Genomic DNA, 15,759 nt, shown 5'->3' on the forward strand with positions numbered 1-15,759 from the left:
GGTCTACCGACCGATTACAAGATACTATGAGTTAATTGTTTGGAAGACATGTTAGCATCGTGTACCCCTTCGATAAGGATAGCCATGCTGCAACGGAGACTTGGTTCGCAGAGCGCAAAAGTCGCCCTGTTCATTGCGCTCATTGGTGTACTGGCGGTGGCGGCCATGCTGACCTATCAAGCCGGCGAACGCGAGCGGCGCCAGATACTAAGCGGCTACGCTGCGCGGATGAGCGCCTCCGTCAACCTGCGCAGCGAAACCATCTCTACCGCGCTGGCGTCGATGCGCCGCGATGTAGTTTTCCTTGCTAACGTGCCGCCGGTCGGCGGTGTCACACGCGCCATCGCCCATCATGGTTACGACCCACAGGAGGCATCCAGTGGCTTCCTGTGGGAACGGCGCCTGGGGCAGATCTTTGGCAATTTCATGCAAGCCAACCGGGAATTGACCTGTATCCGCTTCATCGGCCTGGTAGACGGCGGCAAGGAGATTTTACGCACGCAGCGCCTCGGCCAACAGGTCAGCACCGTGCCGGCCAACGCGTTGACGCGTCATGGCGCAGAAGATTTTTTCCTGGCTGCGAGCAAACTCGTGGCGGGACAAGTCTATCTGTCGGAATTGCGCCTGGAAGCACCGAGCGGCTGCTCGTATGGCCCTGATCAGCGGGTGATCCACGCCGCCACGCCGGTGTTCGGTGCGAACGGTGCGGTTTTCGGGATGGTGGTCATGAGCGCGGATGCGGATGCCATGCTGGCCAGCCTGCACAGCAGCCTGGGCCGAGAGTTCCAGTTGTTTCTTACCGCCCCCGATGGCAGCTATTTGATAGCCCCTCGCGCCGCGTTGCCGCGCACGCGCTGGCAACGCGACTACCAAATCGTCCCGGATCAGGCCGATAGCGGCCAGGTGTTGTATCGGCTCGCCGGTCCGGAGGGCATCCTGCACGCCTTCAGCGCGCCGGTGCGACTCGACCTCGACGCCCCGGCACGCAACCCGACCTTGACGCTGGCCTTGCCCGACAGCGTGGCCGAGACGGCCGCAGAAGCGGCACGCTGGTCGCAGCTGCGCATCGTAGCGGGCCTGTGCATCGCGGCGGCGCTGGTTCTTTACTTGCTGCGCACGATGCGCCGCCGCGCCAGTAAACAGATTGAAGAGCTGGCGGCCATCGTGCGCAGCTCGCACGACGCCATCATCGGCCAGACATTAGACGGCCGCGTAAGCAGCTGGAATGAGGGCGCCCAGCACATGTTCGGCTATACCGCCGAGCAGGCAATCGGGCACTCTCTGGCCGCATTGATCGTTCCCGACTTCGCGCTAGCCCAGGACGCTGCCATCTTGGAGCGGGTAAAAAACGGCGAGGTCGTGACTAACCAGCATACCCGGCGACGCCGGCGTGACGGCACGCTGCTTTATATTGCGGTGACGATCTCTCCCATTCTTGACGCCAGCGGCCGCGTGATCGGTGCTGCCAAAACCGCCCGCGACATCAGCGAACAAACCGCAGCGCAGGCGCGCATCTTGGAACTGAACCGTTCTCTCGAAATGCAGGTGGCCGAACGCACTGCGCAAATACGACAGGTCTCGGCCATGCAACAGGCGATATTCCAGCATGCTGGCTACGCCATCATCGCCACCGACCTCGAGGGCAAGATCATCACATTCAATCCGGCAGCGGAAAGACTGCTCGACTACCAGGCCGCTGACCTTATCGCACAACACACGCCCGCCTTGTTCCACGACCCGGCGGAAGTGGCGTCCCGGGCGAAGGAATTCAGTTTGCAGCTGGGTGAGGAGATTGAACCGGGGTTCGAGGTGTTTGTCGTCAAGGCGCTGCGCGGGCTGCCCAACGAGCACGAGTGGACGTACCTCCGGCGAGATGGCAGTGCGGTGCCGGTGCTGCTGGCTGTCACGACGCTGAAGGATGATACCGGTGCGCTCATGGGCTACCTCGGCATGGCCGCAGACCTGAGCGCCCAGCGCGCGGTGGAGCAGCAGCTCGTCGCCAATCATCGTTTCCTCAACAGCCTGGCCGACAATATTCCCGGCATGGTGGCGTACTGGGACGCCGACTTGCTGTGCCGCTTCTCTAACGGCGCATACCTGAAGTGGTTCGGCCGCAGCAAGGCCGAGATGTCGGGCATCCACTTGCGCGCCTTGCTGGGCGACGAAATCTTCCAACGAAATGAAAACTATGTGCTGGCCGCCTTGTGCGGCGAGCCGCAGCGATTCGAGCGCAGCCTGACCATGAGCGATGGCGCCCAGCGCCATATCTGGGCCCATTACATCCCCGATGTCGAGGGCGAGGACGTGCGCGGCTTCATTGTGCTGGTGTTCGACGTGACGGAACTCAAGCAAGCCCAGCTGGATCTGGAATTGCTTAACCGTACGCTGGGCCAGCGCACTGCCGAGGCCGAGCAGGCCAGCCGCGCCAAATCTGAATTCCTCGCCAACATGAGCCATGAAATCCGCACGCCGATGAATGCGATCCTGGGCATGCTGCAGCTGCTGCAGCGTAGCGGCCTCGCTACACGCCAGTCTGACTATACCAGCAAGGCCGAAGCGGCCGCGCGCGCATTGTTGGGCATTCTGAATGACATCCTGGACTTTTCCAAGGTCGAGGCTGGAAAGATGGCTCTCGAACTACAGCCATTCAATATCGACCGTCTGCTGCGTGAGATCGGCGTTATCTTGTCGACCAATCTGGGCGAAAAACCGGTAGAGTTGATCTTTGAACAGTGCGCCGACGTACCGGCCTGTATCGTCGGCGATGCCATGCGCCTACAGCAGATCCTGATCAACCTGGCGGGCAACGCCGTCAAGTTTACCGATGCGGGCGAAATCCATGTGCGGGTGGCGGTGCTGGAAACGCGTGGTGACGAGCTCGTTCTGGAATTTTCCGTGCGCGATACCGGCATCGGCATCGCGCCGGAGCAGCTGGAGCGCATTTTTGACGGCTTCGCCCAGGCTGACGCCTCCACCGCGCGCCGTTACGGCGGATCCGGCCTGGGTCTGGCCATTAGCCGACGCCTGGTGTCGATGATGGGTGGGCAGCTTGAGGCCGACAGCCAGCGCGGCAGCGGTAGTACATTCCGCTTCACCATCGTTTGCCAGCGCGATCCGGCGTATCACCCCACCGACGTGCTGCAGAAAATGACCGGCCTGCGTTGTTTGATCGTGGATGATCATGATGGCGCCCGCAGTACGTGCGCAAACATGCTTCAGTCCTTGGGCTGGCAGGTGCGGCAAGCTGCCAGTGGCCGCGCTGCGCTGGAGTTGGCGAGTCGTGCTTCCTACGACGTCATCCTGCTCGATTGGCGCATGCCCGATCTGGACGGCCGCCAGACTGCCGAACGGCTGCGGTGCCTGGACCTCACGCCAACCCCGATCCTGATCGCGCTGACGGCGGGTAGTGGCAGTGAAGAATGCGCATTGCTGCAGGAAGCACAACCGGCGTTGTTTGATGGTGCCGTCAGCAAGCCGCTGACGGCGTCGGCCCTCTATGATGTCGTGGCAGAATTGCGCCTGGGGGCTTCGCTCACGGCAGCGCCCGAGCCACATGGCGCAGGCCAGCTTGCCGGCCTGCGCCTGCTGCTGGTGGAAGACAATGCCATCAACCAGCAGGTGGCGCGTGAACTGCTGTGCTCGGAAGGGGCGACGGTGGTGGTCGCCAATGATGGTCTGGCGGCGGTGGCCATGGTCACTGGCAAAGACGATGCCTATGATGCGGTGCTGATGGATGTGCAAATGCCCGGCATGGATGGCTACAGCGCGACCCGCGCCATACGCCAGCGCGCCGATCTGGCGAACTTGCCCATCATCGCCATTACCGCCAACGCCATGGCCAGCGATCGTGCCGAGGCGCTGGCCGCTGGCATGAACGATCATGTGGGCAAGCCTTTCCAGTTGGCAGAACTGGTCAGCGTGATCCGCCACCACTGCCAGTCCGGCCGGCATCTGTCCTACGCCCGCGAGCCCGCAGCGGCGGTGGCGGCTGCAGCGCAGCCAGAGCCACTGGTATCGGCGTGGAACGAAGCGGCCGCGCTGGCACGCTTGGGCGGAAACCAGGCCACCTATGCGCGCGCCTTGCAAGCCTTTCCGGGCGAATCACGCACCTTGAGCGAGCGCTTGCGCGCCGCCGCATTGGAGGGGCAGCGCAGCAGCGCGGCCCAAATCCTGCATAATCTCAAGGGCATCGCCGCGCTGGTGGGCGCCGAGGCTTTGGCGACACTCGCCGCCGAGGTGGAACACGCGCTGTTGGCATCGACCAGCCAGCCTTGGCCATCGCTGGACCCCTTGTTCGATGCCTGTGTCAGTGCCGCCGACCACGCAGGCCAGCGCGCCGCCTTTTACAGTCCTGCCGCCCTTCCGCCACGGGCACCGGACCAGCCGCTCCTGGCGGCGCAGCTTGATCGGCTGGCGCAACTGTTGGCCGCCTCCAATATGCTGGCCTTATCCGTCTTTGACGAACTCGAAGGTATGCACTTACCTGCTCATCAGCACACTCTCGATGCGCTGGGCCAGGCGATACGTGCACTGGACTTTAGCGCCGGCCTCGAGCTTTGTACGGCCCTGAAAGGCGCGCTGGCTGAGGCCGCTTAATTGCGACCAACTCAGACCGGTCCAGTTTGCCCGGCATCATCGGCATCGCCGTGCGGACGCTGTTCGCTAAATTGCTGGCCGCAGACGCGCGCGCGCCCGCTTTGTTTGGCGCAGTACAACTGGGCATCGGCCGCCGCCAGCAGTGCGGCGGCGCTGCCGCCCTCGCTTGGCCTTCCCACCGCCACGCCGATGCTGACGGTGACGACCGGCGCGGCTTCGGAGTCTGGATGCGGCAACGCCAGCGCACGCACCCACTGTTCCAGCATTTTGCTGAAAATCAAGGCACCATCGAGCCCGGTGGCAGGCAGCACGCAGGCGAACTCTTCGCCGCCATAACGCGCCAGCAAGTCGGACGAACGGATAATTCGCTGTTGCAACGCTTTAGCGACCTGTTGCAAGCAATTGTCTCCCGCCAGATGTCCAAAGCGATCGTTATACCGTTTGAAAAAATCGACGTCGATCATGATGACCGCCAGCTCCTTGCGTTCTCTGGCCGCCCGTCGCCATTCAATTTCCAGCACCGCGTCGTAGCGACGCCGGTTGGCCACGCCGGTCAAGCCATCGACCATCGCCATGGAGCGCAGTTGATCGGCCTGTCGTTTGACGGTCAGCTGAGTTTTGACGCGTGCCTTGACCACGGTGGCGTGAAAGGGCTTGATGATAAAGTCCACTGCGCCCGCCACCAGCCCGCGCGCCTCCTCCTCGGGATCGTTGTTGGCCGTGACAAAAATCACCGGTATATCGGCGGTGCGCGCCGATTCCTTGATGCGCTTGCAAACGGCGAAGCCACCAATATCGGGCATCACAATGTCAAGCAAGATCAAGTCGGGCTGGCGTTGCTCGATGAATGCAAACGCAGCCTCGCCCGAAAGCGCCATGCACACTTCGCAATCGTCCTTGAAGATATCGAACAAGACCTGGATGTTGCTGGGCTGATCGTCCACGATCAGCAATAGCGGTCGGCTCCCTTCCCTCGCGTTGCCGCTCCCTTCCGGTTCGCTATCGATGCTCATTGCCTCTCTCGCTTCCGCGCGCTCGTCGCGCCTTGACTGTCGTGTTTCAAATTAAGCCGTGAGATCGTCGTCCGGCGGCGCCCATTACTGGCTTGGCCAGTGCGCCACGTACCCCCTTGTAGCGCCCGCTAAGTCGGCGCATCTATGCCAGCGAACTGCTCCAGCTCGGACACGCTGCGCTCGGTCAGCTGCGTCAGGGCTGCCAACGATGGCCCATCGCCATCCTGCCCCGTTCGCCAACAGGTCTCAAGCTCTGCTGCACATTCCTGTAGCGACACCGCACCGATCACGCCAGCGGCGCTTTGGAATGCCTGCAGGCGCTCTACGCCGGCGCCCAGCATATTGTGTCGCTGCGCCAGGCGCAGCGCCTTGAGCGTGCTGCTGCATTCCTTTTGGAACGACTGTACCATGCTCGCATAACGCTGTATATCGCCTCCCAGACGCGAGAGCGCCAGCGCGCTGTCAATCACCGGCTCCCGTGCCGCTGACAGAGCGCCAGCGACGTCGCCGACAAAGGCAGAGTCAAGCTGCCGAGCTTTGCAGACGCTGAGTAAAGTGCGCACCAACTCGTCTTGCGCAACCGGCTTGCCCAGGTGTGCGTCCATCCCTGCGGCCAGGCTGGCGGCGCGGTCGCTCTCAAGTACATTGGAGGTGAGCGCAATGATAGGCAGCTCGGCGGTTCGCGGGTCTGCGCGCAGTCGTCGCGTGGTCTCCAGACCATCCATGTCGGGCATTTGAATATCCATCAGGACGGCGTCGTAGCTGCGATCACCGCGCTGCGCCAGCGCGATGGCCGCCAGCCCGCCCTCGGCACACTCGGCATGTGCGCCTTCCCGCTGCAGTAATTCGCAGGCTACCTGCAGGTTCATCGGATTGTCATCGACCACCAGTATGCGCAGGCCCGCCAGACGTGCATAGTCCGCGACGCTAGCGCTGCGCTCGACCTCGAACGCAGCCGTGACCGCTTCCCGTAGCAGCGATAACGTTACTGGTTTACTCAGGTAGCCATCGATCAACGCGCGTTCGGCATCGCTGCGGGCCGCCAGTTCAATACTGCTGCAGCCAGTCACCATGATGATGACGGGGCGGCTCTGTCCGTGTCGCATCGCCCGCAAGTGCGCAGCGAGCTGCCATCCATTCATGTCCGGCATGCGCCAGTCGAGCAATACCACGTCAAATCCAGCACCGTCCTGCTTCTGCTTCTCCAGGCACGCCAGCGCTTGCGCGCCGCCGGCTACCGCCTCGCCACGCCAGCCGGCGACCTCGACCATGCCCAATATCGCCTCCCGCGCCAGCGCATGATCGTCGACTACCAGCACCCGGTAGGGCGCTGTCTGCGCTTCGGTCATGGCCAATGCGCCCATCGCCAGGCGCAAGCGGAAACGGAACACGCTGCCAACGCCGGGCTCACTGGCGACTTCAAGCTCACCGCCCATCAGTGCCACCAGGCGACGGCTGATGGACAGTCCAAGGCCGGCGCCGCCGTAGCGTCGGGTCGTGGCGCTCTCGGACTGCCTGAACTGTTCGAAGATCACGTCGAGGTGTTCTGCGGCGATGCCAATGCCGGTGTCGCGCACGCTAAACTCAAGCTCTGCGGTCTTGCCGTCGGTGTGCAAGCAGTTGACGTCGACGACGACCTCGCCGTGCTCGGTGAATTTCAAGCCGTTGCTGGCTAAAATCAACATGACTTGGCGCAGGCGCGCGCCGTCCCCTATCAGCATTGCCGGTACGTCAGGGGCACAGCGGATCACCAACTCTAATGCTTTGCAGCCGTGTAATACGCGCAGCCGGATCGCCATATCGGTGAGGACGGTCTCGATCTCGAAAGGCGCCGCCTCGATCTCCAACGCATGCATTTCAATGCGGGAAAAATCGAGCAAGTCGTCCAGCAAGGCGAGCAAAGACTGCGCCTCCAAGCTGCTCTTTGCCACGTAGTCCTGTTGTTGCTTTGTCAGCCGGGTATAGCGCAGCAATTGCAGCATGCCCAGCATGCCGTTCATCGGTGTGCGCAATTCATGGCTCATGTTGGCCAGGAACTGGCTCTTGGCGACATTCGCTGCCTGTGCCAGGTCGCGTGCCGTCGCCAGTTCGGTCACGGTCTCCTGTAATGCAGACTCGGCGCGTCGACGTTCTTGCACCTCGGCACTGATGGCGTTGTGCGTCTGCGCCAATTGCTCAGTCATCGCATCGAACCGATGTGCCAGAAAACCGATCTCGTTGTCCAGGCTTAGCGCGACGCGTGGCGTCAGATCGCCTCGCGCCACCCGCTCCACCACCAGGCGGATCAGCGTGACTGGCAGCAACACCCGCCGTCGCAGTATCAGGTACGCCGAGGCGATCAGGCCAGTCAGCAGGGCCAGGGCAAACAGGACCACCTGGTTATACCGGGCTTGCGCGCGCTGCAAATCATCGCGGTTCATGCGTATCAATTCGAACGCGTCGCTTGCCATCTGCTCGGTGGTCAGGAACAGCGCGCTGACGGCCGACGCCGTGCGCGCACTGTCGGTCGCCCCCGTCAAACTATCAAACAGCCGTTCGATCACGGCCAGATTGCTGCGTTCGCGGTCGAGCAGCGCCCGCTGCCTGCCCTCGCTGTAACGGTTCGCTGCCAGTTGGCGGCGGAAACTGTCGACACGTTGGCGCCACTGCTGGCCCGAACGCGCTTCGCGATACAGCGCCGTTTCCATGATGAGATAGCGGAAATTTCCCACCGCTCTGGCGGTGCTTTCCGCCATCTCGCTCTGCTCGGTCTGCCTACGCACCTCGCTGGCCGCACTCATGGTCACGCCGGCCAGCAGCAGCAGTGCCAGAACGGCGAGCCAGGCCAGCAATGTCGATTGTCGCTGTAGTGTCATACGCGCCTACCGGATAATTGAAATCGCACTGGGCAGCACCGCCTGCAATGGCTGGGGACGCAGGTAGTCCAGGTAGTTCGGCACCGCACGGTTGGTGATGATTTGCCGCTGGCGCGCCCAGCGCGTCTGATCATCAAGGGCGAGCAACAGGGATTGATCCAGTGACAGTCCATAGTCGACAGGCTCGAAGAAACTCGACATCAGTTCTGGCGGCAGCCCGACGGCGGCAGCCACGGTCTGGCGGGCGTCCAACGGTTGGTCGAGCATATATTGCTGAGTGTCGGCCAATGCCGCCAGCAGCCGTTGTATTTCTTGCTGATGGCTGTCGATAAATTCGACCTTCCCGACCAACAAAAAACGATACACGAACAGGTCTTGCTCAAACAGGGCGGCGACTTTCTTGCCTAGCGCTTGCTGCAGCCTTGCCAGCTCCGGTTGCCAGGTAGTGATGGCATCGACCTCGCCGTCACGCATGGCCGTGAGCAACGCTGCCGGGGCGTAATCGACGATGCTCACCTCATGCGCGGCTATGCCCTGATGTTCGAGTAATTTATCGAGGAAATACTGGGCATTGGTGCCAAATACCGTGCCGATGCGGCGCCCACGCAGGTCGGCTGCGGTACGCATGCCACGGTCGGCGCGCACCAGCAGCGCCGCCGTCTTACGCGAGCCAAAGACCGTGCTGACCACCGCGACCTGGTTTCCTTTGGCGATGGCCAAGACAAAGGGGGTATCGGCGACGACCGCCATGTCGGCCCGTCCCTCGATCACCGCTGCCAGTGCCTGCTTGCCGAGCGCATAACGCTGGGTCTGCAAAACCAGACCATGCTGCGGGAACAGTTGCCGCTGCTCGGCGACGAAGAAAGCGCCGCTGGCCGCCTGTACCGGCAAGGCTAGCGTCAATGGCAGCGGCGCCACTACCGCGGCAGTTGGCCGCGTATATCGCCAAGCCAGCGCGATGAGCAGCGCAAGTAGCACTCCAGTTGCGATCACGCCGAGTATGCGTTGCCGCGAGGACCAAGGCCGCCCAACCCGCAGATTTTTCATCAAGTTCACACTCCTGTGTGCCAGCGGCGCGGCGCCGCTGACTGGTTCACGCCGGCACTGGCGGCAAGCCAAAGATCGTTTCGTGGCGAAGCAAGGTCAACATTTCTTCGAACGGCACAGGACGACTATACAAATAGCCTTGCATGATCGTGCACCCCATCGCCAGTAGCCGATCAGCCTGGGCCTGCTGTTCCACGCCCTCGGCCACCAGATCCATGCGCAAGCTGCTGGCCAGACTGATAATGGCTGAGATGATGGCCGCATCGCTGCTGTCGGTGAGCATGTCGCGCACGAAGGATTGGTCAGTCTTGAGTACATCGATGGGAAACTTTTTAAGATACGATAGGCTCGAATAGCCGGTGCCGAAGTCATCGATTGAAGTCCGTATTCCCAGCTCGGACAGCGTGCGCAGATTCTCCAACGAGTGTATGACATCTTCGATCAGCGTGCCCTCTGTGATCTCGACCTCCAGCAGATGGCTGGGCAAATCATGGCTGGCCAGCGTCCTGGCGATGTCGGCGGCCAGCGCCAGATCGTCGAACTGCTGCCCCGCCAAATTGATGCTGATTGGCACTGCCACCTGCGCGTCGACCAGCCGGGCCAAGTCGGTGCAGACCTGGTGCAGCACGAACTGGCCCAGCGGGACGATCAATCCACACTCTTCGGCCAGCGCAATGAAACTGGCGGGCGGCACCAGTACGCCGTGATGACGCCAGCGTATCAGTGCCTCGAGCCCGACCACGCGCCCCACTCTGGCATCGACTTTTGGCTGGTAATGCATTTCCAGCCCGCCATCCTCGATTGCCTTGCGCAACTCGCCGATCAAGGCATGCCGGGCCAGCAGTTTTTCCTCCAACTCGGCCGAGAAGAAGCAGAACCGGTTCTTTCCTTCTTGCTTGGCCCGGTACATCGCAGAATCGGCATGCCGGTACAGGCCATCCTGATCATTGCTATCGCCGGGAAACAGGCTGACGCCGATACTGGCGGACAGATCAAAGCGCTGGTTGCCGACCATAAACGCCTCCACCAGCACCGCGAGCAGCTTGCGCGCGACGACCCCGGCGTATTCCACATCATCGAGAGCGCTCAGCAAGATGATGAACTCGTCGCCCCCCTGGCGACAAATGGTATCGCCGGCGCGCAGCGCCTGCTGCAGGCGTAAAGAGACTTGCTGCAACAGCGTATCGCCAACGGCGTGCCCGGCCGTGCTGTTGATCACCTTGAAATTGTCGAGGTCAATCAGCAGCATCGCCACATGCTGATCTTGGCGCGAGGCCTGCTCCAGCGCCTGTGTTGTGCGGTCCCGCAGCAAGGTGCGGTTGGGCAGATTGGTCAATGCGTCGTGCTGGGCCAGATGGGTCATCTTGTACGCCATCGCGCGCGCTTCGCTGACGTCGTGGAACACGATGATGGCGCCGCTCTGGACGCCGTTGCGGTCACGCACTGGCGCCGCTGAATCTTCGACCATCAGGCGCCGTCCATCGCGCCGCACCAGCACGCAGTCTAGCGCCATGCCGACGATGCGGTCTTCGCTCAGGGCCAGTCGCACCGGGTTGCGCGTCACCGCGCCGCTGTCGCCGTCGATCAAGGGCATCACGTGCTCGATCAGTTGCCCTACCGCCTCCTCGCTGCTCCATCCCGTCATCTCTTCGGCGATGGGATTGAGAAAGGTGACGCAACCGTAGCGGTCCGTGGCGATGACCGCATCGCCGATGGAATTGAGCATGATGCGCATGCGCTCTTTTTCATCGTACAGGGCGAGCTCGGCTTGCTTGCGGGCGCTGACATCGGTAATCAGCAATAGAAAGCTGCTGTCCCGTTTGCCGCGCTCGCGCCGCACCACTGATGCCTGGGTATGCACGGTGCCGCCGTCAGCGTTGTGGAGGGACATTTCAAACGCCGGCGCGGCGTCCGGCGGGCCCACATACAAGCGGCGCCGTATCAGCAAGGCGTTCGCGCTACCCACCACTTCGGGCAAGGCCATGCCCTCCATCGACGCCGCAGTCACACCAAACCACCTGCCGGCGACATCGTTACAAAAACGGTTCAGATGCTGGTCGTCCCAATAACTGAGAAAGGCGGGCAGGTGCGCGACCACATCGGCCAAGTCCTGGCGTGCCTGTGCCAACGCACGCGTCTGCATTCTAATCCTTAAATGATTGAATACCCGCGCCCGCACTACGGCCAGATCCAGCGGCTTTTGCAAGTAATCCACCCCACCCTGTTGCAGCGATAGCAACTCACGGTCTGCGCAGGTGTAACCGGTGACGAAAATCACGGCGCAGTCGGCCGTGAGCGGATCGGCCTTCAACGCTTCACAGACCGCGTAACCATCCATGCCCGGCATGGCAATATCGAGCAAGACCACGTCGGGACGACAATGGCGGGCCAACGCCAGGCCGCTCGCTCCGCTGGTCGCAAAAAATACTTCGGCCAGCCCATCGACAGCATCGCGCAACACCGTAATGTTGCTGGTCATATCGTCGATGATCAGGATCGCCATGGGCGAAGTTTCTTGCATGGTGAACATTCTGGTGCCTAGTCCATGGATGATGTGATCGTGCAATGATGCTAACTCTGACGCCTCCATGGCGCAAGCGCTATCGTGAAGGCAGGCGCATGCCTGCGCCGCCCCAGGCAAGAGCGAGCGCTTCGCATTCGCGTAGACTGTGTGCGACCAGGGTGGGCAAGCCCGGCAGCCTGCTTCGTTCCCCCCTCGAACTGCTTTGTGTCCAGGGTGCCCATCGTTGCGCGTAGCGTCGCGTATGCGTGTGCCATGTCGTCAAATTGGCCGGCTTCCAAGTGCTGGCGAGCGCTGGTGGCTGTCTGCATGGCGAGGCGCTCCCTTCAACGGCGCCGATGTTGCGAATTGACAACATCGGCAGGCATGCAATGACGCCCATCGGCAGCGCGCGCCCAGGCTGGCGAGGCTGGCGCCATCGTTGCATGCTGGCCAGCATCTGTGCCAACGCCAAAGGCTGGGCGATGCCATCGTCGATGGACCCGCCGGCTTAGCCCTTGTCAGGCGCCACACCTGACCTCAGTGGCAGATGGACGGTAAAGATACTGGCGCCGCCGTGCACCAAACCCATTCTCTTGCCGATCAGTGGCGGGACACGGATGGATAAGCGTTTTGGCGTGCTGACGCCATTTTCAGCTATATTGACGAGCCATACGCCCAGCTGGCGCCATATGTGCGATGGCGACACCATTGCCGTTGCGCTTGACGCGTCTGCGCACGACATCACCCCTGTTTTCTGACAGTACTCATTTCTCCAGCCATAGGTCAGCATGCCTTCTTTCCGTCTCCGTTTTTTCCCCTTCCTGCTGGCGCTGTTGCTGGCATGCTCGCTGGCCGCACCACCGGCCTGGTCGCAGCCTGTCGACGATGCCGCCACGGCCGACCAGCGCCTCGATGGCTTGCGCAAGCAGATCACCACCATCCAGAAGGCGCTCGATGGCGAGGCCGATCTCGATGACGCAGCCCTGTCGCAGATGCGTGCTGATGCGCTGGCAGCGAGCGCATCGGCGGACAAGGTGGCCGATGCGCTCGCGCCCACCCTGTCGAGCGTGCAGGCACGGCTGGCCGAGCTGGGCAAGCCGGCGGCGGGCATGAAAGATGCCCCTGACGTGGCGGCGCAGCGCAGCTTGCTGGACCGCACCAGCAGCGCGCTCGATGCGCAAGTGAAGCTGGCGCGATTGCTCGCGGTGGAGGCGACGCAGGCGTCCGAGCAGGTATCGACGGTGCGCCGCGCACAATTGCAGGCGCGCCTGGGTGAGCGCACGGCGTCGATTTTGGCCGCTTCGTTCTGGCAACAGCTGCATGCCGAATTGCCGCAGAATTTGCAACGCCTGCGGGTGCTGGGGCTGGAGTTGGCCCACGCGGCAAGCGCGACGCCGTGGTCGGCCTGGGGTGGCTTGCTGGCCGGTATCGTGGCCGTGATCGCCGCCAGCGTCTGGGTTTCGCGCTATCTGCTGGTGATCACGGCCACACGCGTGCCACACGGCCGTTTGCGCCGTTCGCTGCATGCGCTGGCCGTGCTGGTGCTGGCGCTGGCCACGCCGGGGCTGGTGGCGGAATTGCTGGCCATGGGCTTGCGCTGGGATGGCGGCCTGTCCGAAAAAACCGCGACTTTTCTCGGTAGCTTGATCGGTATCATCTGTTTTGCCGGTTTTACGGCCGGTCTCGGCCATGCGCTGCTGTCGCCCTGGCGCGTGTCGTGGCGCTTGCTGCCCTTGCCCGATGCGCTGGCGCACCGCTTGCGCCATTTTCCCTCGATATTTTCCTTTATCGTGGTGCTGGTGTGGGCCACGGAACGCGTCACCATCGTCATCAATGCGGGCCTGTCGACGGCCGTGGCTGTCAACTGCATCGTCGCCCTGGTGATGAGCACGACCATCGCCTATGGCTCGATGCGCGCCGAGCGCAGCTGGCGCCTGTTGCGCGAGGCCGATCCGGCCACCCTGGTCACGCCTTTGTGGCTGCGTTGCGTTACGGTGCTGCTATGGCTGGCGCTGGCGTCGAGTGTCATCAGTTTGCTGATCGGCTATGTGGCGTTTGGCAGTTTTATCGCCAAGCAAATCGCCTGGGTTATCGTGGTGGTGGGCAGTACCTATCTGCTGACGGTGCTGGTCGATGATATCTGCATGCTGCTGGCCTCGACCCCGCCGCCGCCGGATGCCGTCAATCCCGTGCTGGCCACGCCCAAGGCGCGCGACCAGGCGGCCGTGCTACTGTCGGGCATCGGCCGCGCCATCGTCGTGCTGCTGGCCCTGATGCTGTTGCTGGCGCCGTTCGGCGAAGGTCCGGGCGAGCTGTTCCAGCGCATGGGCAAGCTGCAAGATGGCCTGGCCATCGGCGAGGTGGCGATACGTCCTGCCGCGCTAATCCAGGCCCTGCTGGTGCTGGTCGTCGGTTTCGTGGCGCTGGGCCTGTTCAAGCGCTGGCTGCAAAATAGTTATTTGCCGACCACCAATCTCGATTCCGGCATGCAAGTGTCGTTCATCACCTTGTTCGGCTACATCGGCGGCGTGCTGGCTGTGGCGTTGGCCCTGTCGGCGGCCGGCATCGGCCTGGAACGCATCGCGTGGGTGGCGTCGGCCTTGTCGGTGGGTATCGGTTTTGGCTTGCAGGCGGTGGTGCAGAACTTCGTGTCCGGCCTGATTTTATTGGCCGAACGCCCCGTCAAAGTCGGCGACTGGGTTTCGCTGGGCGGCGTGGAAGGCGACATTCGCCGCATCAATGTGCGCGCCACGGAAATTCAATTGGGCGATCGTTCCACGGTGATCGTGCCGAACTCGGAATTCATCACCAAGACGGTGCGCAACGTTACGCACGCCAATCCCCTGGGACTGGTGCAGGTCAAGCTGCCGTTGCCGCTGGGTACGGATGCGCAGGCGGCGCGCGCGCTGATCCTGTCCACCTTTGTCGACAATCCCGACGTGCTAGACACGCCGGCGCCCAGCGTGCAGCTCGACGGTATCGACAATGGCCTGTTGCTGTTCAACGCCACCGGCTATGCTTCGTCGCCGCGCCTGACGTCGGGCATCCGCAGCGCCCTGCTGTTCGAGCTGCTCAAGCGCCTCGACGAGGCGCACATTGCGATTGCCAAGCCCAGCACGATGGTGCTGAGCACCGTGCCGGCGCAGCCGCAGACGCCGGCCATCTCGGCGGCTGTACCCGCACCGACGGCGGCACCCGCACCCGTGCCGCCAATGACGAGTTAGTCAGCGCACCGTCGACCACAGCGCCGCCGCCAGGTACAGACCGATGCCGAATGCCATGTGGGCCATCAGGCTGCGCAGGCGGGCGGCGGTCGGATGCGCCGTCTTGCTGGCGGCGACACCGGCACCCATGCCCGGTTGCAAGATGAAAAACGGCGCGGCCACGCTCACGAGGCCCGCTAGCAGCGCCGGCGCGAACGTCGGCTGTTGCACCCACTGCTGTCCCATCAGCGCCAGCAGCATGGCCGCAAACAGCACGCCGATCACATAATGGGCGCTCCAGCCCAGCAGCGCCTCATCGCGTACGGCTGCCGCCTGGACGATGTTGGCATGCGTGAAGGTACCGCGCGGCAGATGGCCGAGCCAGCGTCCCAGCATGGCCAAGTTCAGCGAGGGGATACACCAGAAGTGTTTCAAGGCTAGCGCCCATACATCCATCACCGCCGTTGCGCCCACGCCGATGGCCAAGGCATCAAGCCAGAGTATTTGCATCGTTATCGCCTTATAACATTCAATAGATTGAT

At 62.7% G+C, this 15,759-nt stretch carries 8 protein-coding genes; 2 read left to right on the forward strand and 6 right to left on the reverse strand.

Going from position 1 to position 15,759, the window contains the following annotated elements; translation table 11 throughout:
- The first annotated feature begins 84 nt into the window (after nt 1-84).
- On the forward strand, nt 85-4,596 hold the full coding sequence (locus H4V96_RS21900) for a response regulator (RefSeq protein ID WP_196856978.1): 4,512 nt from the start codon (nt 85-87) through the stop codon (nt 4,594-4,596).
- A gap of 11 nt (nt 4,597-4,607) precedes the next feature.
- Here the strand turns inward: H4V96_RS21900 and H4V96_RS21905 are convergent, their stop codons facing one another.
- The 5 genes from H4V96_RS21905 to H4V96_RS21925 all read right to left on the reverse strand — a co-directional run bounded on the left by H4V96_RS21905 (nt 4,608) and on the right by H4V96_RS21925 (nt 12,804).
- Nucleotides 4,608-5,609 (reverse strand): diguanylate cyclase, encoded by a 1,002-nt coding sequence (locus H4V96_RS21905; protein WP_280721156.1) that lies wholly within the window; start codon nt 5,607-5,609, stop codon nt 4,608-4,610.
- Nucleotides 5,610-5,737: 128 nt separating this feature from the next.
- Complete coding sequence (locus H4V96_RS21910) at nt 5,738-8,440, reverse strand: hybrid sensor histidine kinase/response regulator (protein ID WP_280721157.1); 2,703 nt, start codon at nt 8,438-8,440, stop codon at nt 5,738-5,740.
- Nucleotides 8,441-8,470: 30 nt separating this feature from the next.
- Nucleotides 8,471-9,511 carry an NrtA/SsuA/CpmA family ABC transporter substrate-binding protein gene (locus tag H4V96_RS21915; RefSeq protein WP_082260938.1) on the reverse strand — a complete coding sequence of 347 codons (1,041 nt, stop codon included), beginning with the start codon at nt 9,509-9,511 and terminating at the stop codon, nt 8,471-8,473.
- Between the two features lie 46 nt (nt 9,512-9,557).
- On the reverse strand, nt 9,558-12,032 hold the full coding sequence (locus H4V96_RS21920) for a GGDEF domain-containing protein (protein WP_280721158.1): 2,475 nt from the start codon (nt 12,030-12,032) through the stop codon (nt 9,558-9,560).
- Nucleotides 12,033-12,522: 490 nt separating this feature from the next.
- Nucleotides 12,523-12,804: a hypothetical protein gene (locus H4V96_RS21925; protein WP_128089120.1), complete on the reverse strand. Its 282-nt coding sequence runs from the start codon at nt 12,802-12,804 to the stop codon at nt 12,523-12,525.
- Here H4V96_RS21925 and H4V96_RS21930 point away from each other — a divergent pair.
- A complete protein-coding gene (locus tag H4V96_RS21930; RefSeq protein WP_196856486.1) occupies nt 12,803-15,238 on the forward strand; it encodes a DUF3772 domain-containing protein in 2,436 nt (811 codons plus the stop codon). The two genes, H4V96_RS21925 and H4V96_RS21930, sit on opposite strands and share 2 nt — an antisense overlap.
- Here the strand turns inward: H4V96_RS21930 and H4V96_RS21935 are convergent, their stop codons facing one another.
- Nucleotides 15,239-15,727, reverse strand: coding sequence for a DUF2938 domain-containing protein (locus H4V96_RS21935; RefSeq protein ID WP_196856487.1), 489 nt, complete (start codon nt 15,725-15,727; stop codon nt 15,239-15,241). It lies immediately after the preceding gene.
- Between the last annotated feature and the right edge of the window lie 32 nt (nt 15,728-15,759).

This window comes from Janthinobacterium sp. CG_23.4, assembly GCF_029892305.1.
GTDB lineage: Bacteria > Pseudomonadota > Gammaproteobacteria > Burkholderiales > Burkholderiaceae_D > Janthinobacterium > Janthinobacterium lividum_D.

Bases quoted from the DNA above. Each gene is read 5' to 3' on its own strand.
- H4V96_RS21900 (WP_196856978.1), top strand. From the start codon at position 85: ATGCTGCAACGGAGACTTGGTTCGCAGAGCGCAAAAGTCGCCCTGTTC.
- H4V96_RS21905 (WP_280721156.1), bottom strand. From the start codon at position 5,609: ATGAGCATCGATAGCGAACCGGAAGGGAGCGGCAACGCGAGGGAAGGG.
- H4V96_RS21915 (WP_082260938.1), bottom strand. From the start codon at position 9,511: ATGAAAAATCTGCGGGTTGGGCGGCCTTGGTCCTCGCGGCAACGCATA.
- H4V96_RS21920 (WP_280721158.1), bottom strand. From the start codon at position 12,032: ATGCAAGAAACTTCGCCCATGGCGATCCTGATCATCGACGATATGACC.
- H4V96_RS21930 (WP_196856486.1), top strand. From the start codon at position 12,803: ATGCCTTCTTTCCGTCTCCGTTTTTTCCCCTTCCTGCTGGCGCTGTTG.
- H4V96_RS21925 (WP_128089120.1), bottom strand. From the start codon at position 12,804: ATGCTGACCTATGGCTGGAGAAATGAGTACTGTCAGAAAACAGGGGTG.
- H4V96_RS21935 (WP_196856487.1), bottom strand. From the start codon at position 15,727: ATGCAAATACTCTGGCTTGATGCCTTGGCCATCGGCGTGGGCGCAACG.